A 23,958-nucleotide genomic window follows, 5' to 3' on the forward strand; every position below is an offset into this window, starting at 1 on the left:
CTCGCGGTGCGGCGGGCCGGGAACGACCTGGGCGGAGCCGGAGTCCCCGGTGGGGGTTCCGACTCCGCCGGGTCAGGCGTGCGTGCGGGGGTGGGGCACGGCAGTGGGGGGCGGTACGGGACGCGGTGTGCGTGTCACCGGCCTCCGCCCGTGGGGTGGAGCGCCGTCCGGCGCCCGGTGGTCGACCCGTGGCGACCGTGCCGGGTCAGTCGTCGTACGACAGACCGTGGCCGGAGCGGAAGAGCACCTTCGTCGGGTCGTCGGCCCGCTGGATCGGCACGGGCAGTTTGCCGCGCGGTTCGACACGGCCCGCGATGACCCGGGCGGCGGCCCGCAGTTCCACCTCGGCCCAGCAGTAGGACACGAGGGAGGCCCGGACACCGCTGAGGTGGGCGATGTCGTAGGGGTTGCGGACCGCGAGGTGGATCACGGGGACACCGGTCGCGATCAGTCGGGACACCAGGGTGCGCTGGGCGCTGGTGGCGCTGACGTTGTCGGTGAGGACCACCACGGCGTCCCGGCCCTGGGCCGCGGCGACCGCTTCGTCGATCTTCGCCGCGTCCGGGGCCCGGCCGGTGGCGAGGGCGGTCGTGGTGAGGCCGAGTTCGTCGAACGCCTTGGCCAGCTCCGGCACCGAGGTGCGGTTGGCGTCGGTGGGGAAGGCCGGGCTCGCACCGACCACCAGCAGCTTCTTCTGCTTGCGGCGCAGCGGGAGCGTCTCGTCCTTGTTGACGAGCAGGGTGGTGGTGCGTTCGGCGATCCGGCCGGCGGCTGCCTTGTGCTTGGCGGCACCGACGACGCGGTCGACCTCGCGCGGGGAGATGTAGGGGTTGCCGTCGAGCAGGCCCACCTTGTGCTTGAGGCGCAGGATGCGCAGCACCGACTCTTCGAGCCGTGCCACGGTGATCTCGCCGGACCGCACGGCGGCCAGGACGCCGTTGTAGGCCACGTCGATGTTCGGCGGGAACAGGAGCTGGTCGACGCCGGCCTTGAGGGCGAGGACGGGGACGCGGTCGTCGCCGTACTTGGTGCGCACGCCCCGCATGTTGAGGGCGTCGGTGACGATCACCCCGTCGAAGCCGAGCTCGCCGCGCAGCACGCCCTGGAGGATCTTGGGCGAGAGGGTCGCGGGCTCGTTGCTCGGGTCGAGCGCGGGGACCTGGAGGTGCGCGGTCATGATCGAGTCGACGCCGGCGGCGATGGCCGCCTTGAACGGCGGGGCGTCGATCCGGTCCCACTCCTCGCGGGTGTGGGTGATCACGGGGAGCCCGGTGTGGCTGTCCTCGCCGGTGTCGCCGTGCCCGGGGAAGTGCTTGGCGCACGCCACGACACCGGCCCCCTGGTAGCCCTTCACCTGGGCTGCCACCATGCGTCCGACGGCGTTGGCGTCCGCGCCGAACGAGCGCACGTTGATGATGGGGTTGGCCGGGTTGACGTTGACGTCGGCGACCGGGGCGTAGTTCTGGTGGATGCCGAGCGCCGCGAGTTCGGTGCCCGATATCCGGCCGGCGGTGCGCGCGTCGGACAGGCTCCGGCCCGCGCCGAGCGCCATGGCGCCGGGGAGTTGGGTGGCGCCGCTGCCGATGCGGACGTTCGCACCGTGCTCCTGGTCGATGGAGATCAGGGAGGGGATCCCCGTGTCGAGGCCGAGCGAGGCACGCTGGATGCCGTTCGTCAACTCCGCGACCTGGTGGGGGTCCTGAATGTTGTTCGCCCAGCCGGAGAAGTAGATGACACCGCCGATGTGGTACTTGGCGATGAGCTCCGCGGCGGTGGCGACGCCCAGTTCCCGGAGGTTGCGCTCCCGGTCGAACTGGTTGGGGTTGTCGGCCGACGTACCGTAGAAGTACGGCACGAACAGCTGGCCGATCTTCGCCTCTACGCTCATCTTCGAGATGAGCGTCTTGAGGCCCGCGTCACGCTTGCTGGCGAGTGCGGGGGTGGCCGTTACTCCCACGACGCCCGTGGCTGCCGCCGCGACTACGGTCGCGGAGGCGAGAACGGTTCGTCTGGACAAACTCCGGTCCTGCATGCGGACATGCTCCTTCCAGCCTTGCTCGTCAAGGGAATTGAAGGAAACTTGAAGTACTTCCGAACAGCCGGAAACGTAGCCCGCGGATCATCGGCTAGGCAAGAGGTCTAGACAAAATAGGTCTAGACAAAGACGGGTCGAAGACCGGTCGACCGCCGGGGAACTGACCCCGCACACAGACAAGTTCCGGCCACGGGCGCACGCTGTGCGTCATTGCAGGAGCGAAGGACCGCGACCGCCCGTCCGGGGCGTAGCGACCCCCCGTGCGAGACCTCGAACACCGGGGCTCGACGCACCTGAGCCGGGACGCGAACGGTGCACACAGCACCCACCACCCGACCGGGATGGCGCAAAAGGGAGCCCCGACTGGACGGGGGGGGGACCAGCCGGGGCGGACCAAGGGGGACACGGAGGGCGGTCGCCTCTCGGCGGGGGGCTCCACGAGGCTTCAGCCGAACGATCGTCCTCGTGGGCGAAAGGTTGGGCCCGGGGACACTGCTCCCTCCGCGTCCACATCTAGGTGAACGATGCACCCGCCGGCTTTGTTCCGGTCTCGTGGTGAGCTGCGGCACTTCGCCCGACCTGCGCTCATTCCTCCCTGGGCGGTCGCCGCCGCCCGCCGCCCCAGCCGGGCGCCAGCTGCTCGACCACCTCGGCGAGCTCCACGACCGCCTGCTCGACGCGCAGCCGTATCGTGCGCTGCTCGGTGACGAGCGCGGCCAGCAGCAGGGCGGTCAGGGCGACCGAGCCGTTGAACGCCTGGAGGTTGATCATCACCTCGAACTGGCTGTGGCCCTCGAAGGGGCCGTCGCCGTCGGCCGCGGCGATCGCCGTCACCACCGACACGAACAGGGCGCACAGGGCGGCACCGGGCAGTTGGAAGCGCACCGCGGCCCAGATCAGCAGCGGGTACACGAGGAAGAGCAGACTGAGCTCACTGGTCGCCACGAAGGGCGCGACGAACCCCGCGCAGACCGCCAGTGCGAGCGCCTCGGGCCAGCGGTCGAACGGCAGCGGCCAGCGGGCCCGCCACAGGATGAGCAGGACCGGGGTGACCACGAGCACACCGAGCGCGTCCCCGGTCCACCACGCCGACCACACCGGCCAGAAGTCCGAGGCGTGGATCCGGCCGCTGAACAGCAACTGTCCCACCCCTCCGGTGGCGCTCACGAGCATGCCGACGAGCGCACCCAGGAACACCAGCGCCAAGCCGTCCCGCAGCCGGTCCAGCTCGTTGCGGAAGCCGACCGCGCGCAGGAGGACGTACGCGCACAGCGGGGCGAGCGTGTTCCCGGCCAGGATGCCGATGGCACTGGGCTGCAACGGGGTGCTGATGTACTCGACGACGAGCAGGGCACCGAGCGCGACGCCCGGCCAGACCGCCGGTCCGAACGTCAGCAGCGCCGCGAGTGCGATGCCGGTCGGCGGCCAGATGGGGCTGACCACGGAGCCCTCGACCACCAGCGCCTTCAGCAGACCGAGGCGTCCACCGACGTAGTAGCAGGCCGCGACGGCGAGGTTCTGGAGTACGAGCACCACGGCCCGTCGGCCCTTGGACTGGTTGTTCGCCACGCCAGCCATGAGACACCGCGCGCCGCCGGTCGGCCCGTCGTGACACGCTCGGCCCGCAGCGGGCCCACCCCACGAGGGGCCGCGGACCGGGCCCACCCCGGCTCGTCCGCCCCGGCGGGTCCGCCCCGGACCCGTCCGGACCAGCGCTCGGAGCCGGCGCCCCGGGCGTCAGATGCGCCCCTCCCCTTCCCCGCCCCCCGGCGCCGCCCCCTGCGGCGGAGCGTCGTGGCTGATGACCAGGACCGCGGCGTCGTCGTCATGGCCGATCGAGTCGGCGATCCGCATCACCGACGTGGCCAGGGACTCGGCGCCCAGAGCGGCGCCGACGCCCACCCCGGCGAGGGTGGCCACCTGGGCCAGTCCTTCGTCGACGGCGAGCGAAGGGCCCTCCACCACCCCGTCGGTGACCAGGACGAAGGCGCCCCGCCCGGTGAGCCGGTACCGGGTGACCGGATAGGTGACGCCCGACTCGATGCCGAGCGGCAGCCCTCCCTCGTCCTCGACCACGCCGGAGGCGCCGTCGGCGGTGGCCCGGACCAACGGCACGTGGCCGGCGCGGGCGCTGTCCAGCTCCCAGGCGACCGGGTCGAAGCGGACCATCGTGCAGGTGGCGAAGAGCGAGCCGCCGAGCGACAGCAGCAGGTCGTTGGTGCGGCCCAGCAGCTCCCCCGGGTCACTGGTCACCGACGCCAGCGCCCGCAGACCGACCCGGACCTGCCCCATGAAGGCGGCGGCCTCGATGGTGTGCCCCTGGACGTCGCCGATGGAGTAGCCGATGCTGCCGTCGGGCAGCACGAAGCCGTCGTACCAGTCGCCCCCGACGTTCAGGCCCGCGAAGGCGGGGGCGTAGCGGGCCGCCACGCTCAGCCCCGGGGCGGCGGGCAGCTCACCGGGCAGCATGCCGCGCTGGAGGGCGAGTGCCAGTTCCACCTGGGTGCGGTGCGCCTCCGCCCGCGTCCTCGCCTCGGCCGTGAGGGAGCCGAGGCGGGCCAACAGGTCGTCCGGCGGGTCCGCGGGGCGGTTCGACGCCATGATTCAACTCCGCCGCACGTCCGGTCCTGGCTGTGACCTCGCCAGTCTATGCAGATTGTCCGCTTTCGCCCATCGGTGAGCCCGCGGCCCACTGACCGACGCCCCGCCCCTCCCGCACGATCGGGTGGCCCCGCCGGGTCCGACGGTCCTCGGAACGATCCCGGCATCCGGCCCCGTGTCATGATCGCCCGCTACTAGGCTGACGATCATGGGAGACGACTACGACCCGCGGCCCGCGCTCGCCGCAGCGGCCGGTGGGGCCGAGGGGGCCTGGGACTTCATCAGGTGGTTCGCCGAGCGGTGGGCGGTCCCCCTCACGCCCGACGACGGTTGGCCCGCCGGTGAGCTCCGGGAGCACGCCGGCCGGTTGGACATCCGGCTACCGGCCGCCGTGCACGCGGCGTACGCGCTCTTCGGGCGCCGGGACGACCTGGTCCGCGCACAGGACCGGTTGCTGCGGCCCGCACAGTGGGAGACCGACGAGAGCGGTTCGGTACTCATCGTCCGGGTGGAGAACCAGTACACGGTCGAATGGGGGGTACCGGTGTCGCGCGAGGCCGAGGCGTCCGGCGGCCCGGCGGACGCCGACCCCCCGGTGTGGTTCCGGGCGACCGACGAGCAGGAGTGGCGGCCCTTCCTCGACCGGTTCTCGCTGGCCTGCGTCGAGATGGTGCTGTCCGATCGGCTCCTCGCGCCCGACGGGCCCACCGACAACCGTCATCTGGACGCGCCCACGACCACGGCCCTGGCGGAACGGTTCACCCCGCTCCCCCTCGTCCCGTACCCCGTGTGGGCGGTGCCGGACGGGCCGCCCGTGCGCTGGTTCACCGGGGACGGAGTGCTGCTGCGCGCGGACGGCACGGACTGGCTGTGGGCCCGCGCCCGGGACGCCGCGGCGCTGGACGCGGTCCGCTCCGCGCTGCCGGGCGAGTGGCTGCTCGGCGGCGACCACTGAGCGAACGGCCCTGCGCCCGGGGGCGATTACCTCGCGGGTAATCGCCCCCGGGGTGCGCGGCGGGCATCGTGGGGACCACCGCACGGCACACCCCGGTCCGACCTTGGGACCGGGCCCGACGAAAGGCCCCGCGATGACCGCGAACCGCTACGAGACCGCCGCCGCCCGTTACTTCGAGGCGTGGAACGCGGGCTCGCCCCAGGAGGTCGCCCGGGCGGTCGCCGCCGCCTGGACCGAGGACGGCACCTACACGGACCCGCTGGCGGACGTGACCGGGCACGAGCAGCTGGCCGCGGCGATCAACGGGGTCCACGCGCAGTTCCCCGGGCTGGTGTTCCGGCAGACGGGCACCGTGGACGGCCACCACGACACGGCCCGGTTCTCCTGGGAGCTGGTGAACCCGGTGGACGGGTCGGCGCCGGCCGCCGGGTCCGATGTGATGGTGCTCGACGAGGACGACAGGATCCGGTCGGTGTTCGGCTTCCTGGACCGGGTGCCGGGCGCCTGAGGCAGGACGGGCGGTTGCCGCGGTGCAGGGCGTCGAACGCCCCCGCGGCGGGTGCTCACGCCCCGGTCGCCCGCAGCGCGGCCGTGTGCTCACGGACCTGCTCCGGGGTCAGGTACGCATCGGTGTGCTCGAAGTCCCGCAGGGCGGCCGGGGTCCGCGCGAGGAATCCGGTGCGGACGAAGTCGTCCCCGGCGACCGCGTTGAGCACCCAGTTGGTCAGCACCCGTGTCTTGGCCACGTTGGTGCGCAGCGCCGACCAGTGGTAGCCGCGGGCCACCACCTGGGCGGGCAGGCCCCGCAGTTCGACGCCGAGCGGCTTGGACACGGCGTCCTTGCCGCCCAGGTCGACCACGAGCCCGAGGTCCCGGTGTTCGTAGGGCTTGAGCGGCTGGCCGCGCAGCGTGGCGATGACGTTGTCGGCGACCTTGCTGCCCTGGCGCGAGGCGTGCTGCGCCGTGGGGGGACACACCGCGTCGCCGCCCTTGGCGACGTCGGGGACGGCGCCGGCGTCACCGAGGGCGAAGACGCCGTCGGTGCCGGGCAGGGTCATGTCGGCGCGCACGGCGAGCCGTCCGCGCACCGTCTCGGCGCCCAGCGTGGCGATCAGGGGGCTGGCGGCCACCCCGGCGGTCCAGATGAGGGTGCGGCACGGCAGGACCCGGCCGTCGGTCAGGGTCACCTTGTCGGCCGCCGCCTCGGCCACCGAGACGCCGAGGGAGACCTCGATCCCGCGTCGGCGCAGGATCGCCAGGGCGTCGAGCCCCAGCTTGTCGCCGAGCTCGGGCATGAGCTTCGGCGCGATGTCGATGAGGTGCCACTTGATCTGCCGGGCGTCGAGCCGTGGGTAGCGTCGCACGGCGCCGGTGGTGATGCGTCGGAGGCAGGCGGCGGTCTCGGTGCCTGCGTACCCGCCGCCGACCACGACGAACTGGAGTCGGGAGGCCCGTTCCTCCTCGTCGTGACTGGCATCGGCGAGGTCGAGCTGGGCGATGACGTGGTCCCGGATGTAGGTGGCCTCGGCCAGGGTCTTCATCCCGCGGGCGTGGTCCACCAGTCCGGGGATGTCGAACGTGCGGGTGACGCTGCCCGGTGCCAGGACGATGATGTCGTAGGGCACGTTGACGACCTCGTCGGTGATCTTGCGGATCACGCAGACCTTGGCCGCCGGATCGACCCCGATGGCGCCACCGGGGATGATCCGGGTGCGGTGCCTACGGCTGCGCCGCAGTGACACCGCGATGGACTGCGGGGTCAGGACCCCCGAGGCGACCTGCGGCAACAGGGGCAGGTACAGCTGGTACGAGAACGGGGTGACGAGGGTGATGTCCGCTTCCCCGGGCGTCAGCCGCCGCTCCAGTCTGCGGACGCACTCCACCCCGGCGAAACCCGCGCCCACCACGAGAATCCTGGGTCGTGCCACGGTGACCGTCCTTCCTGGACCGCTCGTCCGTACGCCGCTCCGGCTGCCCGGGCGACCGGCCGTCACCCCCATCCTTGTGTGCGGGCGGCGAACCCGCCCGCTGGGCAGCACCCAAGGGATGACGGATCAGCGCAGCGTGTCGGCCCAGTTCGGGGGGACGCGGCCGGCCGGGCCCGGCGCGGCCTGGTCCTCGGGGTGGGACTCGGGCGGTGCGAGCGCCGGCCCCGACTCGTACATCTGCTCGGTCTTGTAGTTCCAGAACCACTGCTCGCCGGGCTCGAAGCTCCGTATCAGGGGGTGTCCGGTGGCCCGGGCGTGTGCAGTGGCGTGTTGCGCGGGGGAGCTGTCACAGCAGCCGATGTGTCCGCACCGGGCGCACCGGCGCAGGTGGAACCACCAGCCGCCGCTGTCCTCGCATTCGGCGCAGCCGGTGCCGGACGGCTCCGCGGTGGGGTCGATTCCTTCGGGCACGGTCATGGTGTCTCCTCGGGGGGCTGGGGGGTACCCGGCGTGTCGGGCTCCGCCGGGGTCAGGGGCAGCCGCACCTGGAACCGCGTGTCGCCCGGTTCCGCGCGGGCGACCCTGAGGTCCCCGTGGTGTTTGTTGACGACGATCCGCCAGGAGATGTCGAGGCCGAGTCCGGTGCCCTCCCCGACCGGCTTCGTGGTGAAGAACGGGTCGAAGATCCGGTCCCTGATCTCGGGCGGGACGCCCGGGCCGGTGTCCGCGAACTCGACGAGGAGCTGGTCCCCGTCGCGTGCGGTCCGCACGGTCAACCGCCCCTGGTCGGGGTCGTCCTCCCGGTGTGCGCTGCGCATCGCGGCGACGGCGTTGTCGATCAGGTTGGTCCACACCTGGTTCAGCTCACCGGGGAAGGCGGGGATCCTCGGGAGGGTGGTGTCGTACTCCTTGACGACGGTGACGCCGGGGCCCATCTTCCCGCCGAGCATCAGCAGGGTGGAGTCGAGGAGTTCGTGCACATCGGCGTTCTGGTGCGGTGCGCGATCGAGCTGGGAGTACTGTCGGGCCGCCCCGACGAGGTCGGAGATCCGGGTCGCGGAGTCCCCGATCTCGTTCATCAGGAGTTCCGTCTCGACGGTGTAGTTCAGCCAGCGGACGGCGCCTTCGAGGGCGCCCTCCTGCACCGTGGCCGCGATCTCGTCGAGCCAGTCGGTGTCCAGCCCCGCCTGGACGAAGACGGGAGCGAGCTGCCAGCCGTCCGGGACGCCGTGCTCGTCCAGCCAGTCGCCGATGGCGTCCTCGCGGTCGGTGGCCTCCAACGGGGTGAGGGCGGGGGCCTTGGCGACCCGGTCGGCGGTGCGCTCCTGGAGTCCGACCAGGGCCGCCAGGGTGTCCCGGTGGTACGGGCCGGCGGCGAGCACGGCGAGCTTGTGCCGCATTCCGGCGACGCGTTCGCGCAGGGAGGCGGTGGCGCGTACGGCAGCCGCCGCGGGGTTGTTCAGCTCGTGGGTGAGACCGGCGGACAGGGAGCCGAGGGCGAGCAGGCGCTCCCGCTGTCCGATCGCCTGTTGGGCGGTGCGGTTGCCGAAGAACACGCCCTCCAGCAGGTGCACCGCCATGGGGAACCACTCGTGCATGACCGCGGCGAACGTGTCGGCGGGCAGGACGAAGAAGCGGGACGGCTCGGTGACCCGCAGCGAGCTGTTGTACCGCTGCGGCACCCGGTCCCCCAGATAGGACTGGAAGGCTCCCGCGTAGACCCCGGGTGCGGAGGTGCGGGTGATCTCGACGTCGTCGGCGCCGACCCGCCGGGAGAGCACCACCGTGCCGTCCAGCAGGACGTAGAAGCAGGTCGCCGGCTCCCCCTCGGTGTACACCGGTCCCGTCGGGTGGCGTTCGACCGTGCCTTCGTCGCACAGCCGGTCCAGTTGTCCGGGGGTCAGCTTCTCGAAGAGGAACAGCCCGCGCAGTTCCTCCGTCTCGCACGGCAGGGGGGTCGGTCCTTCGTTCATGACTGCTCCAGGTACCGGTGCACCAGCATCACGGCCATGGCGCCCTCGCCCACGGCGGAGGCGACGCGTTTCGCTGACTCGGCGCGGGCGTCCCCGGCGACGAACACGCCCGGCACCGCGGTCTCCAGGTGGTAGGGCGGGCGGTCGAGTTCCCAGCCGGTCGGCGGGGTGCCGTCCGGGGAGAGGTCCGGTCCGGCCAGGATGAACCCGCGGGCGTCCCGGGCGACGGTGCCGTCCAACCAGTCGGTGAGCGGGGCGGCGCCGATGAACACGAACAGCCACTGCGCGTCGACCCGTTCGGTGCGGTCGGTACGGGTGTCGCGCAGGGTGATCCCTTCGAGGTGGCCGGTGCCGTGGGCGGACTCCACGACGGTGCCGGTGCGCACGGAGATGTTCGGGGCGTCCTGGACCTGTTGGACCAGGTAGTGCGACATGGAAGCGGCCAGCGATGCGCCCCGGACGAGCAGGGTGACGGACTGGGCGCTGCGGGACAGGTACACGGCCGCCTGACCGGCCGAGTTGGCGCCGCCGACGACGTACACGTCATGGTCCTGGCAGGCCGCGGCTTCGGTGAGGGCCGACCCGTAGTAGACGCCGCGGCCGGTGAAGTCGGCCACGCCCGGCGCGTCGAGTTGCCGGTACGACACGCCGGTGGCGAGCAGCACGCTGTGGGCGGCGATGGCGCTGCCGTCGGAGAACCGGACCGACCGGGCGGCTCCGGTCACCTCCAGGGCGGTGACCTCGCGGGCGGTGAGGATCTCGGCGCCGAACCGGGTCGCCTGGCGGCGGGCCCGGTCGGTGAGCTGGGAGCCGGAGACCCCGTCGGGGAAGCCGAGGTAGTTCTCGATGCGGGAGCTCTGTCCGGCCTGGCCGCCGGTCGCCGATCGCTCCACGAGGACGGTCCGCAGCCCTTCCGACGCGCCGTACACGGCGGCGCCGAGGCCGGCGGGACCGCCGCCGATGACGATCAGGTCGTAGAAGTCGGCGGCCGGGGTGGTGGCGAGGCCGACGCGGGCGGCGAGCTCCTGGTCCGGCGGTTCCACCAGGGTCGTGCCGTCCGCGGTGATCACCAGCGGCAGTCGTAGGGCGTCGACCCCGGCCGCCGCGAGGAGCCGGCGCCCCTCGGGCTCGTCGGAGGAGTACCAGCGGTAGGGGACCTGGTTGCGGGCGAGGAACTCCCGGACCTCGGAGCACCGCGCCGACCAGCGGTGTCCGACGACCTTGGTGGTCGCAACGGTGCGGTGGTCGGCGTGCCGCCAGGACTCCAGCAGCTCGTCGAGGACGGGGTACAGCTTCTCCTCGGGCGGGTCCCAGGGCTTGAGCAGGTAGTGGTCGAGGTCGACGACGTTGATCGCGTCGATCGCCGCTCCGGTGTCGGCGTAGGCGGTGAGGAGGACGCGGCGGGCGGCGGGGAAGACGTCGAGTGCCTGTTCGAGGAACTCGATGCCGTTCATCTGGGGCATCCGGTAGTCGGCGAGCAGTACGGCGACCTGGTCCCCGCGCAGCTTCAGCTCGCGCAGCGCTTCCAGGGCCGTCTCGCCGGACTCGGCGCGCACGATGCGGTGGTCCGCGCCGTAGCGTCGCCGCAGGTCACGAGCGACCGCCCGGGAGACTCCCGGGTCGTCGTCCACGGTGAGGATCACGGTGCGTGTCACGGCGGAGGGTTCCGGCATGCGTCTCCCGCCCCCCGGTTGATGACCGCGGCACCTTCCGGGCGCCACGCTCCATCGTAGGAGGGTTCTCCGCTTCCTGCTGGGCGTCGCCCCGTGAACCGGCGCGACGGTCGCCCGCCCCCGGCCCCGCACGGTGTGCCGGCCCCTCGCCGGGGAGGTCCCGGTGGTCGTTGCTGCCCGCCCGGCACACCGCCGCCGAACACCGCATTCAAACTGATGAGGCGTCACATCGGCATGACGGCAACGGGGTTGGGGTAGGTCGGGCGGGACGTCGGTGTTCGTGCGGCCCGGCGAGCGGACGATCCGACTCCGGCCGCGGTTCACTGGTTCAACCTCTTGACCCTGATGGTCCAGACCAATAACTTCCCGGCATGCGTCGAAGAATTCTCGCGCGGCTGGCGATAGCCGCCTGCGCCACGTCTCTTCCGGTTTCGCTGCTGGTCACGGCCCCCGCCTCGGCCGATTCCAGCAGTTCGCAGAACGACAAGAAGAACCAGCAGAGCGAGCTGAGGCGGATCGGCTACTTCACCCAGTGGGGCGTCTACGGGCGCGACTTCCAGGTCCAGGACCTGGACAAGAGCGGTGCGGCGGCACGGCTCACCCACATCAACTACGCCTTCGGGAACGTCTCCCCCCAAGGCAAGTGCTTCCTCGACAGCGTGCCCGGTGAGGGCGACCCGTGGGCGGACTACGTCCGTCCCATCGACGCGGCGAACTCCGTCGACGGCGTCGCGGACACCTACGACCAGCGGCTGGCCGGCAACTTCAACCAGCTCGTCGAGCTGAAGAAGAAGCACCCGGGCCTCAAGGTCATGATCTCGCTGGGCGGCTGGAGCTGGTCCACGCACTTCTCCAACGCCGTGAGCACCCCGGCCAAGCGCAAGGCGTTCGTCAAGTCCTGCGTCGACCTCTACATCAAGGGCAACCTGCCGCAGGACGGCACCCGCGGCGGCGAGGGGGCCGCGGCCGGCGTCTTCGACGGCATCGACGTCGACTGGGAGTGGCCCGGTTCCTCGGGCGAGGACGACACGCCCTACACCCCCGAGGACAAGAAGAACTTCACCGCGCTCATCCGCGAGTTCCGCACCGAGCTGGACGGATACGCGAAGGCGCAGCAGAAGCAGGGCCAGCAGCGCAAGCACTACGAGCTGTCGGCGTTCGTGCCCACCGCTCCGGCGAAGATCGACGCGGGCTTCGAGGTCCGCAAGATCATGCGGGACTTCGACTTCGTGAACCTCCAGGGCTACGACTTCCACGTGTCCGGCGAGAAGACCACGAACCAGCAGTCCGCCCTGTACGCCAAGGACGACTTCAGCGTGGACCAGACGGTCAACGACTGGCTGCGGCGCGGGGCACCCGCCGACAAGCTGGTCGTCGGCATGCCCCTGTACGGCCAGGGCTGGACCGGGGTGTCGGGCGGCGGCGACGGCCTGCACCAGCCGAACACGGGTCCGGCGCCCGCCAAGCACCAGGCAGGGTACGAGGACTACAAGGAGCTCAAGAAGCTCGCGGCCTCGGGCACGTACAAGGTGTACCGGGACAAGAAGAACGGCCACGCCTGGCTGTTCGACGGCAACTCCCTGTGGACGTACGACGACCCGCAGGTGCTGCGCACCAAGGCGGAGTACGTGGTGGACCGGGGGCTCGGCGGGGCCATGGTCTGGTCGCTCGACGGCGACACGGCCGACGGTGAGGGGATCCGCGCCATCGACCGGGGTCTCGACGACGACTGACGGTCCGCACGCGCTACTCGGGCGCGCCGCGCCGGTGCCCGGTGGGACGGGGTCACACGTCCCACCGGGCACCTTCCGCTGTCCGGAGCCGGCCCGGCAGCACGCGGACGCCGGGCGGAAAACCGGTTGCCCGGTCCCCGGGCGGACTGCTGAACTCGGTCCTCACCACCGGTCGACCCAGGAGGCGGTCATGCGAGGAGCTCTCACGTCCAGCGAGAAGGTCATGTCCAACGACCACAGGGACGGAAAGCTCCGTGCGTACGCTCAACCTGGGAATCCTGGCGCACATCGACGCCGGTAAGACGAGCCTGACCGAGCGGCTGCTGTACGCCGCCGGGGTCATCGACGAGATCGGTCGCGTCGACGACGGCACCACACAGACCGATTCGCTGGAGCTGGAGCGCCGGCGCGGCATCACCATCAAGTCGGCGGTGGTCTCCTTCACCCTCGGGGACGTCACGGTCAACCTGCTCGACACCCCCGGTCACCCCGACTTCATCGCCGAGGTGGAACGGGTGCTCGGCGTGCTCGACGGGGCCGTGCTGGTCGTGTCGTCCGTCGAGGGCGTCCAGGCACAGACCCGGGTGCTGATGCGGACCCTGACCCGGCTCGGCATCCCGACGCTCGTCTTCGTGAACAAGGTGGACCGCGCGGGCGCCGACCCCGATCGGGTGCTGCACGAGGTGTCCGCGCGACTGACGCCCTCGTCGGTCGCGGCGGCCACCGTGAGCGCGCCGGGCACCCGACGGGCTCGCGTGCGGGCGTTCGGTGCGGCGGACGCACCCTTCCGCGCGGACCTCCTGGAACTCCTCACCGAACGGGACGACGCACTGCTCGCCCGGTACGTCGACGACGAGCGCGGTGTCCCCTACGACCTGCTGCGCGGGTCCCTCGCGTCCCAGACCCGCGCGGGCCGGGTCCATCCGGTGTTCTTCGGCTCGGCCGTGACGGGCACCGGCATCGACGCGCTGGTCGACGCCCTGCCGGAACTGCTGCCCGCCACCGAGGGGCCCTCGAACGGGCCGGTGTCGGGCACGGTCTTCAAGGTGGAGCGCGGGCCGGCCGGGGAGCGGATCGCCTACGCCCGGCTGTTCTCCGGAACGGTCCGCGGCCGGGACCGGCTGGTGTGCGCCGACGCGCACGGGCGCAGCACCGAGGCCAAGGTGACGGCCGTCGAGGTCTTCGAGGAGGGTGGGTTCCGGCGGGGCGCGGACGCGACCGCGGGACGGATCGCGCTGCTACGGGGGCTCAGCGGCGTCCGGGTCGGCGACCGTCTGACCGCCGCCGGCCCCGGGCCCCACGGCTCGGGCCCGTCGCCCGCCGGGGGACACGGCCACCAGTTCGCCCCGCCGACCCTGGAGACGGTGGTCACGCCGGTGCGGGACCGGGACCGGGGGGCCTTGCACAGCGCCCTCACCCTGCTGGCCGAACAGGACCCGCTGATCAACCTCCGGCAGGACGACATCCGTCACGAGGTGTCCGTTTCGCTCTACGGCGAGGTGCAGAAGGAGGTCATCCAGGCGACGCTGGCCGAGGAGTTCGGGGTGGCGGTGACCTTCCGTGACTCCACGACGATTCATCGGGAGCGGCTGCTGGGCACCGGCAAGGCCGTCGAACGGCTGGACCGGGAGCAGGGCAGGAGCGCGGGACCGGAGGGGAACCCCTTCCTGGCCACCGTGGGGCTGCGGGTGGAGCCCGCCCCGGAAGGCACCGGGGTGGAGTTCCGGCTGGGGATCGAACTCGGTTCGCTGCCGCTGGCCTTCATCAAGGCGGTGGAGGAGTCGGTGCGCGAGACGCTGCTCCAGGGTCTGCACGGGTGGCGTGTCGCGGACGCTGTCGTCGTCCTCACGACCTCGGCCTACGCACCACGGCAGAGCCATGCGCACGCCACCTTCGACAAGGCGATGTCGAGCACCGCCGGGGACTTCCGCCAGTTGACCCCGCTGGTCCTGGTCGCGGCGTTGCGCCGGGCCGGGACGGAGGTCCTGGAGCCGGTGCACCGGTTCCGGCTGGAGGTTCCGGCCGACGCCTTCGCCCCGGTGTGGGGCTTGCTGACCGGGCTCGGCGCCCGGCCCGACACGCCCCGCCTCACGGACGCCCAGTGCGTGCTGGAGGGGGACGTGCCGGCAGCCGGACTCCACCATCTGGAACGGCAGTTGCCGACCCTGACCGGCGGGGAGGGGGTCCTGGAGTCGGCGTTCGGCCACTACCGGCCGGTCGCGGGTGCGCCCCCGGGCCGGGAGCGCACCGACCTCAACCCCCTCGATCGCAAGGGGTACTTGTTGCGCGTCCTGCGTCGGGTCACGGCGGGCGCCGGGAGTTGACACGTGCGGCCGGGTCCGCGGCGCCGTCCGGGTGGAGCGTTGGTCAGTCGTCGTCCTGGGCGGGCTCCTCGTCCACGGGCGGCGGACCCGTCTCCTGGTTCGGCGGGCTCGCCGCGTCGGTCGGGTCGCCGGGCTGCTGTCCCTCGTTGCCGTTCGGGGCACCGATCCGTGCCCCGAACGCCGCCAGCGCCGTGGTGACCGGCTGGAAGAAGGTGACCCCGCCGCTGGTGCAGTTGCCGCTGCCGCCCGAGGTGAGTCCGACGGCGGCGCCCTCCCCGGTGAACAGCGGGCCGCCGCTGTCCCCGGGCTCTGCGCAGACGTCGGTCTGGATGAGCCCGGAGACGGTGCCCTCGGGATAGTTCACGGTGGCGTTCAGACCGGTCACCCGACCGTTGCGCAACCCCGTGGTGCTGCCCATCCGTTGCACCGACTGCCCCACGGTGGCGTCGGCGGCCCGGTCGATGGCCACGCTTCGCCCCTGGCCGGTGTTGACGCTGCTCGGCGCCCGGACGCCCGGGTCGTCGTACCCGACGAGGGCGAGGTCGCCGGCGCCCGGGAAGGTGGCCGCCCGGACGCTGCCCAGCACGGTGCCGTTGTCGTCGCTCCACCGGGCCGCGGCAACCGCGCAGTGGCCGGCGGTGAGGAAGCCCGGGGTCCCCTCCCTGGTGGTGACGTTGAAGCCGAGCGAACATCGGGAACCGCCGCCGAAGATGGCGTCGCCCCCTTCGACGAAGGGGGCGAACTCGCCCGTCGACCGTTCGATCCGGGCGACTGAGTCGCCGAGCCCGGCGACGGCCCGCGTCAGCCGGTCCCACCGTTCGCCCGTGACGGTGCGGTCGGCGGTGACGCGTATCCGGTTGGTCACCGGGTCAACGGCCCAGGAGGTGCCGGGGATGGTGGCCCGCTCCTTCAACTCTCCCGATGCCCGTTTCAGTTGGTTGATGCTGTGGTCGACGCCGCGGATGACCGCGCCGGACTCGCGCGCCTCCTGGACGGCGGCGTCGTCCGCACGGACGACGTTGACGACGAGTTGTTGCCGGTCCACGTCGTAGTACGAGCCGCCGTGGTCCCCGCCGAGCGTCGCGGTGAGTCGGGAGGCGAGCTCCGAGGCGGCGAGGGGGGTGAGTTGTCTGGGGCCGGGAGCGGGCGGCGCCGCCTCGGGGGAGGCGCTGGCGTTCGGCAGGACGACGGCGGCGGCGGCGAGCGCGACCACCGCGGCTCCTGCGAGTACGGCCTTGCGCGGGGGGATGCGTCGGTGATTCAACGGGGTGACCTCCTGGGGAACGCGGTCGGCACGGCCACCGAAACTGCGGTGGCGGTGACGGACCGCGGGACGTCTGAACGCCGTGTGATACGCAGGGGACGCGTGGGGCGTTCAGATCGCCTCCTGTGGGATGGGCCACCCCATCTCCCCCGTGCTCAGGGCGACTTGTCCTGTTCCGGTCGGGTCACACCCGGGTGCCCACCGCGATCCGGCTGTTGCCGGAGAGGCGGACGAGTGCGCGCAGCACGATCGCGAGCCGGCCCTCGTCGAGGTCCTGGACGAGGGAGAGCTCGACCTGCCGGGCGCCCGCCATGGAGAGCAGCAGGGCGAGGAACACCCGCTCCGAAGGGGCCAGTTCCAGGCTGTCCAGATGTCCCGCGAGTCGCACCCAGTCGCATCGGGTGCCGCCGGGCCCGTCGTCCCGGACGAGGACCCGGCAGACGTCCTCGCGCGACAGGAGTCCGCCTTCTTCCACCAGAGCGGTGACGACCGCTCTGTCCCGCGCGGTGACCGCCCAGCGCTGGAGCGCACTCGGCACCGACAGCGGCGGGCCGCCCTCCGGTTCGGGCACGGCGACGTCGGTGTCTCGACTGATGGGCATGCGGGCCTCCGCGGGGCGCGTCCACCCGGAACGATCGTGCCGGCGGTCCCGGCCGGGTACCGCACCCGGCCGTGGCCGCTGGTGCGGTCCGGTCTCACCTGCTCATACGCGCACGGAACGCGAATGGTTCACTTGGCGGAGCGTCACCTTCCTCACACCACACGGGGAGTCGACGTGCCGGTGGGGGCCTTCCTCAGAGCGCGGTCGCCACCGCCACCCCCGCGAAGGCCGCGCCCACCCCGGCCGCCGTGCTCCCCAGCACGTTGAGGACGGCCCGCCCCGACGCACCCTCCTCGGCGAGCCGCAGGGTCTCGTAGGCGAAGGTGGAGTACGTGGTGAGTGCCCCGCAGAATCCGGTTCCGAGCAGTGCGTACAGGCGCGAGTCCCCCGCCCCGGCGAGGACCGCTCCCGTCAGCAGCCCGAGCACCAGCGAGCCGACGACGTTCACCGCGAAGGTGCCCCAGGGGAAGAGGGTGTCGTGCCGGGCCCGGACCGCCCGGTCCGTCAGATAGCGCAGCGGCGCACCGACCGCGGCCCCCAGCAGGACGAGCAGCCACTCCGCGGCTCCCCCGGACCCCGTCACGACCGCCCCCGTCGCAGCGCCCACCGGGTGAGCCGGGCGCCCGCCCACACCGCGGCGAGCGCGCACAGCGGGGTGAGCAGGAGGTACCCGGCCGCCCGTGTGCCCTCCCCCTGCCGCACGAGTTGCTGTACGTCCACGGCGTACGCGGAGAAGGTGGTGAATCCCCCCAGCACCCCGGTCCCGAGGAACGGCCGCACCAACGGCCCCGGCGTCCGGGCGGCGGTCAACGCGGCCATCAGCACGCCGATCAGTGCGCAACCGACCGCGTTCACGGTCAGGGTGGTCCAGGGGAACGCACCGGCCGGGGTCGGCCACAGCAGCACGGCACCGTACCGGGCACCGGCACCGACGGCTCCGCCACACGCCACGGCCGCGACCACCCGGCGCACGGGCGCGGCGCGGTCCGCGGGGGCGATGTCCGGGTCGACGGGTTCACGCGCGGGCGGGGCGATCACGCGCTGCTCCTGGTCGGCGGGCCACGGGCACGCCGTGCGTACCCGTACGAGCGGGGACCGCCCGCCGGGGGCGGTGGTGCCGCTGTTCGGGCGGGCCGCCCGCGGGAGCCACCCTAACGGCTCAGCCAGGACCTTCGGCCGCGGGGACCTGCCCCGGTTCCTGGGGTTCCTCGTCGGCCTGCGGCAGGTAGCGTCCGACGAGGACCTTGTACAACGCGGCGCCCAGCACCCCGCCGATGAGGGGGCCGACGATGGGCACCCAGAAGTAGAAGTTGCCGTACTGGTCCCGCCAGGCGTCGCCGTAGCCGGTGAGGAAACTGGCGAGCCGTGGTCCGAGGTCACGGGCCGGGTTGATCGCGTACCCGGCGTCGGTGCCCCAGGCCATGCCGATGGCGACGATCAGCAGTCCGATGATCAATGCGCCGAGGTTGGCGCCCGGCGGGGTGTTGAGGAGGTCGGTGACCGCGAAGATCACGAACAGCAGGATCGCGGTGCCGATGATCTGGTCGCGCAGGGCACCGAACTCGCTGATCGGCAGCACGCCGTTGCCGGGCAGCGTCGAGAAGACGACCTGCGTCTTCAGGGTGTGCCCGGGGTCGGCCATGGCCAGGACCTCGCTGTAGTTCCACCGGACGAGCAGCGCGGCGACGAACGCACCGGCGGTCTGGGCCAGTGCGTACGGCAGCACCTTGTGCCACTCGAACCCCTTGAACGCGGCGAGCGCCAGCGTGACCGCGGGGTTGAGGTGTGCACCGCTGAGGCGGGCCGCGACGTAGATGCCGAGCGTGACGCCGAGCCCCCAGGCCCAGGCGATGCTGTCGTGGTCACCGATGCCCGCCGCGACGACCTGGGCGACGACGCCGCAGCCGAAGAGGATGAGGATGAAGGTCCCCGCGAACTCGGCCGAGAGTTCGCCGACCATGGTGTTCCGCCACCCGGGTTTCACCATGAGCACCGGCCTCCTGACCTAGGGGTCCGCCGGGGACCTCCGTTTCCGGGACGGATCTCCGGCACCTGTCCAACGGGCCGTCGGACGTGCGACGGCCCTTCGACGATAGGCACGGGAGGCCACGGACGGCGCTACGAGTTGCGGGAAATGCGCCCGTTCGGGCGGTGTACCGCACCCGCGCGGGGGGCTCGGATCAGGAGCCGGCGGCCTTGCGCCGCTTCCCGCCGCCACGGGTCGGGCGACGCGGAAGTTCGTGGACCGTCGCCGCCCGCCCCTCGCCCCGGCCCGCCGTGCCCGTCCGTTCCAGGGACTGTTCCAGTGCGGACATCAGGTCCAGCACCTCGCCGCCCGGTTCCGGCGCGGCCGTGCTCGGGGCGGGTGTCCCGGCGTCGCCGGACTTGGCCCTGATGACCTCTTCCAGGGCCTCCTGGTAGGCGTCGGTGAACGAGGCGGGGTCGGTCGCGGGCATGGCGTTGACCAGGCTGACGGCCGCGTCGATCTCCCGGTCGTCGATCTCCACGTCGGTGGGCGCGAGTTCCTTCGGGGAGCGGATCTCGTCGGGCCACTTCATGGCGTGCAGGACCAGGACGTCGTCCTTGACCCGCAGCAGCCCGAGGCGTTCCCGGCCGTGCCAGGCGAACTTCGCGACGGCGACCTTGGCGTTGCGCTCCAGTGCCCGGCGCAGCAGTACGTAGGGCTTCGCCGCCACCTCGCCGCCGCTCTGGAGGTAGTAGCCCTCCCCGATGCGCAGGGGATCGATGCTCGCGGCGGGCACGAAGCCGGCGATCTCGATGGCCTTGGCCGTGGGGAGCGGAATCGCGTCGAGTTCCTCGTCGGTGATCTCGATGGTGTCGCCGTCGGGGGTCTCGAACCCGCGTCCGATCTCGTCCGCGGTCAGGGCCTGCCCGTCGACCGCGCACACCTTCTTGACCCGGACCCTGGCCATGTCCGTGCGGTGGTACTGGTGGAAGGCGATGGTGTGGCTCTCCGTCGCAGGCAGCACCTTGACCGCGATGGTGACCAGGCCGAAGGTGATGGCTCCCGACCAGACGGGACGCGGCATGACGAACCTCCCTGGCCCTGCTCCCGCTTCCGTTCCCGGGCGCGCCCGGGGCGAGCGGCACCAGCCTAGGGCGGCCCGACGGCGACGGCACCCGCAGGCGCGACGGCGCCCGCACCGGACGTGCGGGGCGGGGTCCGCGTCCTTACGATGCAGTTCCCGGGCCGTACGGAGACGCCATGAAGAACGACCGGTTCGTCCACACCACCTACATCAGGGCCGGAGCCGAGCAGCTGTGGCGGGCCCTCACCGATCCGGCCCTGACCCGGCGCTACTGGCAGGTGGAGCTGCGGTCGGACTGGCGGACCGGTTCCCCCATGACCTGGGTCCTCGCGGACGGCACGGTGATCGAGGACCCGGAGCAGGTGGTCATCGACGCCACCCCGTACCGCCGGCTCGCGTACACCTGGCACACGTTCACCCCCGCGTTCGCGGCATCCGTCGGTCTGGGCAGCACGGTGCACGAGCGCTTGGTCGCCGAGGGGCGCTCGACGGTGTCGTTCGCCCTGGAACCCCTGGGCGAGGTGGTGAGACTGACGGTCGTCCATGAGGGACCGGTGCCCGACAGCACGGTCGTCGCGATGGTCAGCGAGGGCTGGCCGCTGGTGCTGTCGGGCCTCAAGACGCTGGTGGAGACCGGGGAACCGCTGCCCGAGCCGTCCTAAGTGCCGGTCGTCACTGCGTACCGCGGGGCCGTCACCGCGACGGGCGGGGCGTCAGCAGGTATCCGGCCATGTGGACCGGGGCGACGGCCTTGCGGTCCATGTCGCGGGTCAGGTTCGCCGTCTCCTTCTTCAGGTCGACGAACCGGCCCCGGTCGTTGTCGCTGGTGGTGACGCGGGGCGTGCCGTCGGCTGCCTCGGCGGTCACGGCACCGCACATCATCAGGGCGCCGGTCGCGGCGGCCAACGTGGCGTGGCGGAACTTCACTGGGTGCTCTCCCGGTTCGGTCGGTGGGACGTGCCCGGTCAAACGACCGACGCCGCGGTTCGTGGCGGTCCGCGGGCGCCGGGCACCCGTCGGCTACGGGACCACGACGGTGAGTGCGGTGGACGTGCGGACGAAGCCGAGGCGTTCGTACCCGCGGCGGGCGGGGTTGCCGTCGGTGACGGCCAGTTCGACGCTCGTCAGACCGCGGTCGACGGCATCGGCCAAGGCGTGGCGCAACAGTGCGGCGCCGAGTCCCGCGTACCGGTCGCCCGGGGCGCGGAACACCTCGGCGATCCACGGCTGTCCGCCGCGGTCGGTCACGATGACGCCCGCCACCACCCGGTCCTCGGGGTCCACCGCGAGGACGCTGCTCGGGAGCACCGGGCCCAGCACCGTGCCGTCGAGCAGCGGTACGAGGCGCTCCGCGTACGCCTCCTCGTCGGTGCCCGGGTGGTGGTCGGGGTGGTCGGGGCCGAAGGCCGCCCGCCAGGCGGGCAGCAGGGCGCGGGGGGTGCGGTCGCAGGGGACCGCGCGCGCCCCGTGCGGCAGGGGCACGGCGGTGGGTGGTTCGGCCGTGAGGTCGCGTCGCATGCCGTGGGCGTGCCGCAGGGTCCGTGCCCCGTGGCGGATCAGTTCCTCGCCCAGGTGCACGCTGCCGGACACCACCCAGCCGGACAGGGCGGCGAGCACCACCGGTATCGGGTCGGCGGCGCCGGTCACCCGTACCAGGTCGGCCCAGGGGCGTCCGGCCCGTTCGCCCCGCACGTAGGTGAGCAACGGCTGTCCCTCGGCGTCGGTGAGGACCTGCCGCTCTTCGTCGTTCAGCGTCACGCGTTGACTTCCGTCCGTCGGTGGTTGCGGTCCGCGCAGCATGCTCCGTCGCACCGCGGTTTCGTGCAACGTGATTTCCGGAAACGGACCGGCCCGGCGCCCGGCGGGGTTCGTGGTCCGGACGTGACGGTGCCCCGCGACCGCACGGGCCGCGGGGCACCGGTGGATGGGTGCGGGGCCTCAGCCGCGGGGGGTCCGGCGCTTGCGGGCGGCGAACACGATGCCGCCGCCGGCGAGCAGCACGAGAACGGCCGCGCCGGCTATCCAGGGGGTGGTGCTGGAGCCGCCGGTGGCCGCCAGGTCCTCGTCCGCGGGCTCGCTGGTCCGCGGTGCGGGCCGGGCGGAGTCGGAGCCTTCGGGTTCCGTGGGCTCCGCGGAGGCCGGGGGCTGCGAGGGCCGCGCCGACTCGGACGAGCCGGGCTCGGTGGGCTCGGCGCTGGTCGAGGTGGTCACGGTCGGCGTCGGGGAGGGCTTCGAACTGCCGGACGGCTCGGGGGAGCCCGAGGGGGACGGGGACGCGCACACCGGCGCGGTCTTCGTCTCGTCCACGTCGAACTGCTTGCCGTCGCCGGCCTTGACGACCAGCCTGACCTCGATCTCCGCTGTGTGCTCGGGCAGCGTCAGCCGGTCCGAGAACGTCTTGCCGAACTTCTTGGTGGGCAGTACGTCCTTGCCGTCCGCGGTGATGGTCACGGTGTTGGTGACCTTCTCGTCGTCCGCGTAGTCGGTGAGGTCGACGGTCACCTCCGAACAGGTCACGCTCCACACCGGGGTGTGGGCGGTGGCCGGGGCGGCCGCGAGGCCGACCCCCAACAGCCCGACGGCTGTACCGGCCACCAGTACGCCCGAGCGTTGCCACGCACGGGTTGTCTGCTTCATGAAGCCTCCACGAACGGTCCGTGTTCCCCCTGGGCGGGGGTGACGACCAGCGCACCGTACTCCGGGGCACCCCCTGCGCCGCAGGCGTACCGGGAGCCCCGACGCCCAGTTGTTACACGGCAGTTGGGGATGGCCGGTAGGCGGCGGCCGGGGTGCCCGGCACCGCGGTGCGGACGGTGAACACCGCCCCGTCGTAGGGGCCCGGGTCCGCGAGGCCGGCCCGGGCGGTGGTGACGTACAGGACGTCGCCGTGCAGGCAGACCCCGGCGGGTTGGACGGCCGGCAGGCGCAGCAGATGGCTGCGGCTGCCGTCGGCCCGGTAGCGGTGCACGGCCCCGGTGCCCCAGAGCGCCACCCACAGGGCGCCCTCCATGTCGACGGTCATGCCGTCGGGCAGTCCCTCGGTGAAGGTGGCGAAGAGCTGCGGAGGGCCGAGGTGGCCGGTCGCCGGGTCGACCGGGTAGCGGCGGATCACGCCCTTCGTACTGTCCGCGAGGTACATGAGCGTGCCGTCCGCGGTGAAGGCGGGGCCGTTGGGGACCGTCAGTCCGGTGACGGCCCGGGTCACCGTGCCGTCCGGATCGACCCGGTACAGGGAGGACGCGCCCACCACGGCGTCGTGGGCCATGCTGCCGGCCCAGAAGCGGCCGTGCGGATCGGCGGTGCCGTCGTTCATCCGCATCCGCTCGGGGGAGCCGTCCTCGGGGCGGGCGAGCCAGGTGGGGACGCCGTCCGGGGTGAGCAGGCAGATCCCGGTGTCCGCGGCGGCGATCCAGGTGCCGGGGCGGCCGGCGACGGGTGCCACCGCGCCGAGGGGCACGTCGAGGCGGAGGACGGTCTCCAAGGGTGCCGCGGGGTCGTCGGGGACGGCCAGCAGGCGCCCGGTGGGGATGTCGACCAGGACGACCCTGCCGTCGACGGATCGGGGGCCCTCCCCCAGGTCGAGTCGGTCGGCGTACCGCGGCACGGGTTCGGTGGTCATGGGCGGGGCTCCTGGGGTCGGGTGCGTGCCTCTCGGGCACCGCGGTCCGATGCGGTGGAGGTCCGACCGGGCACCCTGGATCGATGCACGCTACATCGATCAGTGTCGGGGGGGTGCCTCTATGTCGTTCGTCAATCCCGTGCTGTCGGTTTTGGGTGTGTCGGTCCCGTTCATGTGGCGGGGGTCGTGGTGGGGGTTCGGG

The 23,958-nt window shown here is 72.5% G+C and carries 22 protein-coding genes; 5 read left to right on the forward strand and 17 right to left on the reverse strand.

The annotated features are described in order from the left end of the window. Positions 1–205: 205 nt before the first annotated feature. The 3 genes from ACFV88_RS20110 to ACFV88_RS20120 form a co-directional block, all read right to left on the reverse strand. Positions 206–2,032: a glycoside hydrolase family 3 protein gene (locus tag ACFV88_RS20110; protein ID WP_385492986.1), complete on the reverse strand. Its 1,827-nt coding sequence runs from the start codon at positions 2,030–2,032 to the stop codon at positions 206–208. Positions 2,033–2,620: 588 nt separating this feature from the next. Further along, positions 2,621–3,613 (reverse strand): MASE1 domain-containing protein, encoded by a 993-nt coding sequence (locus ACFV88_RS20115; RefSeq protein ID WP_385492987.1) that lies wholly within the window; start codon positions 3,611–3,613, stop codon positions 2,621–2,623. Positions 3,614–3,772: 159 nt separating this feature from the next. Beyond that, positions 3,773–4,636, reverse strand: coding sequence for a PP2C family protein-serine/threonine phosphatase (locus tag ACFV88_RS20120; RefSeq protein ID WP_385492988.1), 864 nt, complete (start codon positions 4,634–4,636; stop codon positions 3,773–3,775). Positions 4,637–4,844: 208 nt separating this feature from the next. Here ACFV88_RS20120 and ACFV88_RS20125 point away from each other — a divergent pair, with 208 nt between their 5' ends. Continuing rightward, positions 4,845–5,591: a hypothetical protein gene (locus ACFV88_RS20125; RefSeq protein ID WP_385492990.1), complete on the forward strand. Its 747-nt coding sequence runs from the start codon at positions 4,845–4,847 to the stop codon at positions 5,589–5,591. A gap of 133 nt (positions 5,592–5,724) precedes the next feature. Further along, positions 5,725–6,099 carry a nuclear transport factor 2 family protein gene (locus tag ACFV88_RS20130; protein WP_385492991.1) on the forward strand — a complete coding sequence of 125 codons (375 nt, stop codon included), beginning with the start codon at positions 5,725–5,727 and terminating at the stop codon, positions 6,097–6,099. A gap of 55 nt (positions 6,100–6,154) precedes the next feature. Here the strand turns inward: ACFV88_RS20130 and ACFV88_RS20135 are convergent, their stop codons facing one another. The 4 genes from ACFV88_RS20135 to ACFV88_RS20150 form a co-directional block, all read right to left on the reverse strand. Beyond that, entirely contained in the window at positions 6,155–7,519 is a 1,365-nt protein-coding gene (locus ACFV88_RS20135) for an NAD(P)/FAD-dependent oxidoreductase (RefSeq protein ID WP_385492993.1), read from the reverse strand. Between the two features lie 126 nt (positions 7,520–7,645). Continuing rightward, positions 7,646–7,996 carry a UBP-type zinc finger domain-containing protein gene (locus ACFV88_RS20140; RefSeq protein ID WP_385492994.1) on the reverse strand — a complete coding sequence of 117 codons (351 nt, stop codon included), beginning with the start codon at positions 7,994–7,996 and terminating at the stop codon, positions 7,646–7,648. Further along, a complete protein-coding gene (locus ACFV88_RS20145) occupies positions 7,993–9,492 on the reverse strand; it encodes an ATP-binding protein (RefSeq protein ID WP_385492995.1) in 1,500 nt (499 codons plus the stop codon). Before ACFV88_RS20145 ends, ACFV88_RS20140 begins: the two co-directional genes overlap by 4 nt. Next, the gene (locus ACFV88_RS20150) at positions 9,489–11,165 is read right to left on the reverse strand and encodes an FAD-dependent oxidoreductase (protein ID WP_385492996.1); all 1,677 of its coding nucleotides are present in this window, start codon (positions 11,163–11,165) and stop codon (positions 9,489–9,491) included. Before ACFV88_RS20150 ends, ACFV88_RS20145 begins: the two co-directional genes overlap by 4 nt. A 371-nt stretch (positions 11,166–11,536) precedes the next feature. On the opposite strand from ACFV88_RS20150, the gene ACFV88_RS20155 reads away from it, so the two are divergent. Together ACFV88_RS20155 and ACFV88_RS20160 are read left to right on the forward strand one after the other, a co-directional pair. Beyond that, positions 11,537–12,898: a glycoside hydrolase family 18 protein gene (locus ACFV88_RS20155; protein ID WP_385492997.1), complete on the forward strand. Its 1,362-nt coding sequence runs from the start codon at positions 11,537–11,539 to the stop codon at positions 12,896–12,898. A 254-nt stretch (positions 12,899–13,152) separates the two neighbouring features. Continuing rightward, positions 13,153–15,222, forward strand: coding sequence for a GTP-binding protein (locus ACFV88_RS20160; RefSeq protein WP_385492998.1), 2,070 nt, complete (start codon positions 13,153–13,155; stop codon positions 15,220–15,222). 43 nt (positions 15,223–15,265) lie between these two features. On the opposite strand, the gene ACFV88_RS20165 is transcribed toward ACFV88_RS20160, so the two are convergent. The 6 genes from ACFV88_RS20165 to ACFV88_RS20190 all read right to left on the reverse strand — a co-directional run bounded on the left by ACFV88_RS20165 (position 15,266) and on the right by ACFV88_RS20190 (position 20,137). After that, a complete protein-coding gene (locus ACFV88_RS20165) occupies positions 15,266–16,486 on the reverse strand; it encodes a S1 family peptidase (protein WP_385493000.1) in 1,221 nt (406 codons plus the stop codon). Positions 16,487–16,670: 184 nt separating this feature from the next. Beyond that, entirely contained in the window at positions 16,671–17,087 is a 417-nt protein-coding gene (locus ACFV88_RS20170; protein WP_385493001.1) for a hypothetical protein, read from the reverse strand. 193 nt (positions 17,088–17,280) lie between these two features. Then, positions 17,281–17,670 (reverse strand): fluoride efflux transporter CrcB, encoded by a 390-nt coding sequence (gene crcB / locus ACFV88_RS20175; RefSeq protein WP_385493003.1) that lies wholly within the window; start codon positions 17,668–17,670, stop codon positions 17,281–17,283. Further along, entirely contained in the window at positions 17,667–18,125 is a 459-nt protein-coding gene (crcB, locus tag ACFV88_RS20180; RefSeq protein ID WP_385493004.1) for a fluoride efflux transporter CrcB, read from the reverse strand. Before crcB (ACFV88_RS20180) ends, crcB (ACFV88_RS20175) begins: the two co-directional genes overlap by 4 nt. Before the next feature lie 121 nt (positions 18,126–18,246). Beyond that, positions 18,247–19,074 carry an MIP/aquaporin family protein gene (locus ACFV88_RS20185; RefSeq protein WP_385493006.1) on the reverse strand — a complete coding sequence of 276 codons (828 nt, stop codon included), beginning with the start codon at positions 19,072–19,074 and terminating at the stop codon, positions 18,247–18,249. A gap of 193 nt (positions 19,075–19,267) precedes the next feature. Beyond that, a complete protein-coding gene (locus ACFV88_RS20190; protein ID WP_385493008.1) occupies positions 19,268–20,137 on the reverse strand; it encodes a Ku protein in 870 nt (289 codons plus the stop codon). 176 nt (positions 20,138–20,313) lie between these two features. Here ACFV88_RS20190 and ACFV88_RS20195 point away from each other — a divergent pair, with 176 nt between their 5' ends. Next, positions 20,314–20,799 (forward strand): SRPBCC family protein, encoded by a 486-nt coding sequence (locus tag ACFV88_RS20195; RefSeq protein WP_385493009.1) that lies wholly within the window; start codon positions 20,314–20,316, stop codon positions 20,797–20,799. A gap of 31 nt (positions 20,800–20,830) precedes the next feature. Here the strand turns inward: ACFV88_RS20195 and ACFV88_RS20200 are convergent, their stop codons facing one another. From ACFV88_RS20200 to ACFV88_RS20215, 4 genes are all read right to left on the reverse strand, one after another. Continuing rightward, the gene (locus tag ACFV88_RS20200; RefSeq protein ID WP_385493011.1) at positions 20,831–21,064 is read right to left on the reverse strand and encodes a hypothetical protein; all 234 of its coding nucleotides are present in this window, start codon (positions 21,062–21,064) and stop codon (positions 20,831–20,833) included. 93 nt (positions 21,065–21,157) lie between these two features. Then, a complete protein-coding gene (locus ACFV88_RS20205; RefSeq protein WP_385493012.1) occupies positions 21,158–21,895 on the reverse strand; it encodes a GNAT family N-acetyltransferase in 738 nt (245 codons plus the stop codon). Positions 21,896–22,075: 180 nt separating this feature from the next. Continuing rightward, on the reverse strand, positions 22,076–22,774 hold the full coding sequence (locus ACFV88_RS20210) for an LAETG motif-containing sortase-dependent surface protein (RefSeq protein WP_385493013.1): 699 nt from the start codon (positions 22,772–22,774) through the stop codon (positions 22,076–22,078). Between the two features lie 112 nt (positions 22,775–22,886). Next, positions 22,887–23,756: an SMP-30/gluconolactonase/LRE family protein gene (locus ACFV88_RS20215; RefSeq protein ID WP_385493016.1), complete on the reverse strand. Its 870-nt coding sequence runs from the start codon at positions 23,754–23,756 to the stop codon at positions 22,887–22,889. Positions 23,757–23,958 lie beyond the last annotated feature (202 nt).

Source organism: Streptomyces sp. NPDC059816, from assembly GCF_042732055.1.
GTDB lineage: Bacteria > Actinomycetota > Actinomycetes > Streptomycetales > Streptomycetaceae > Streptomyces.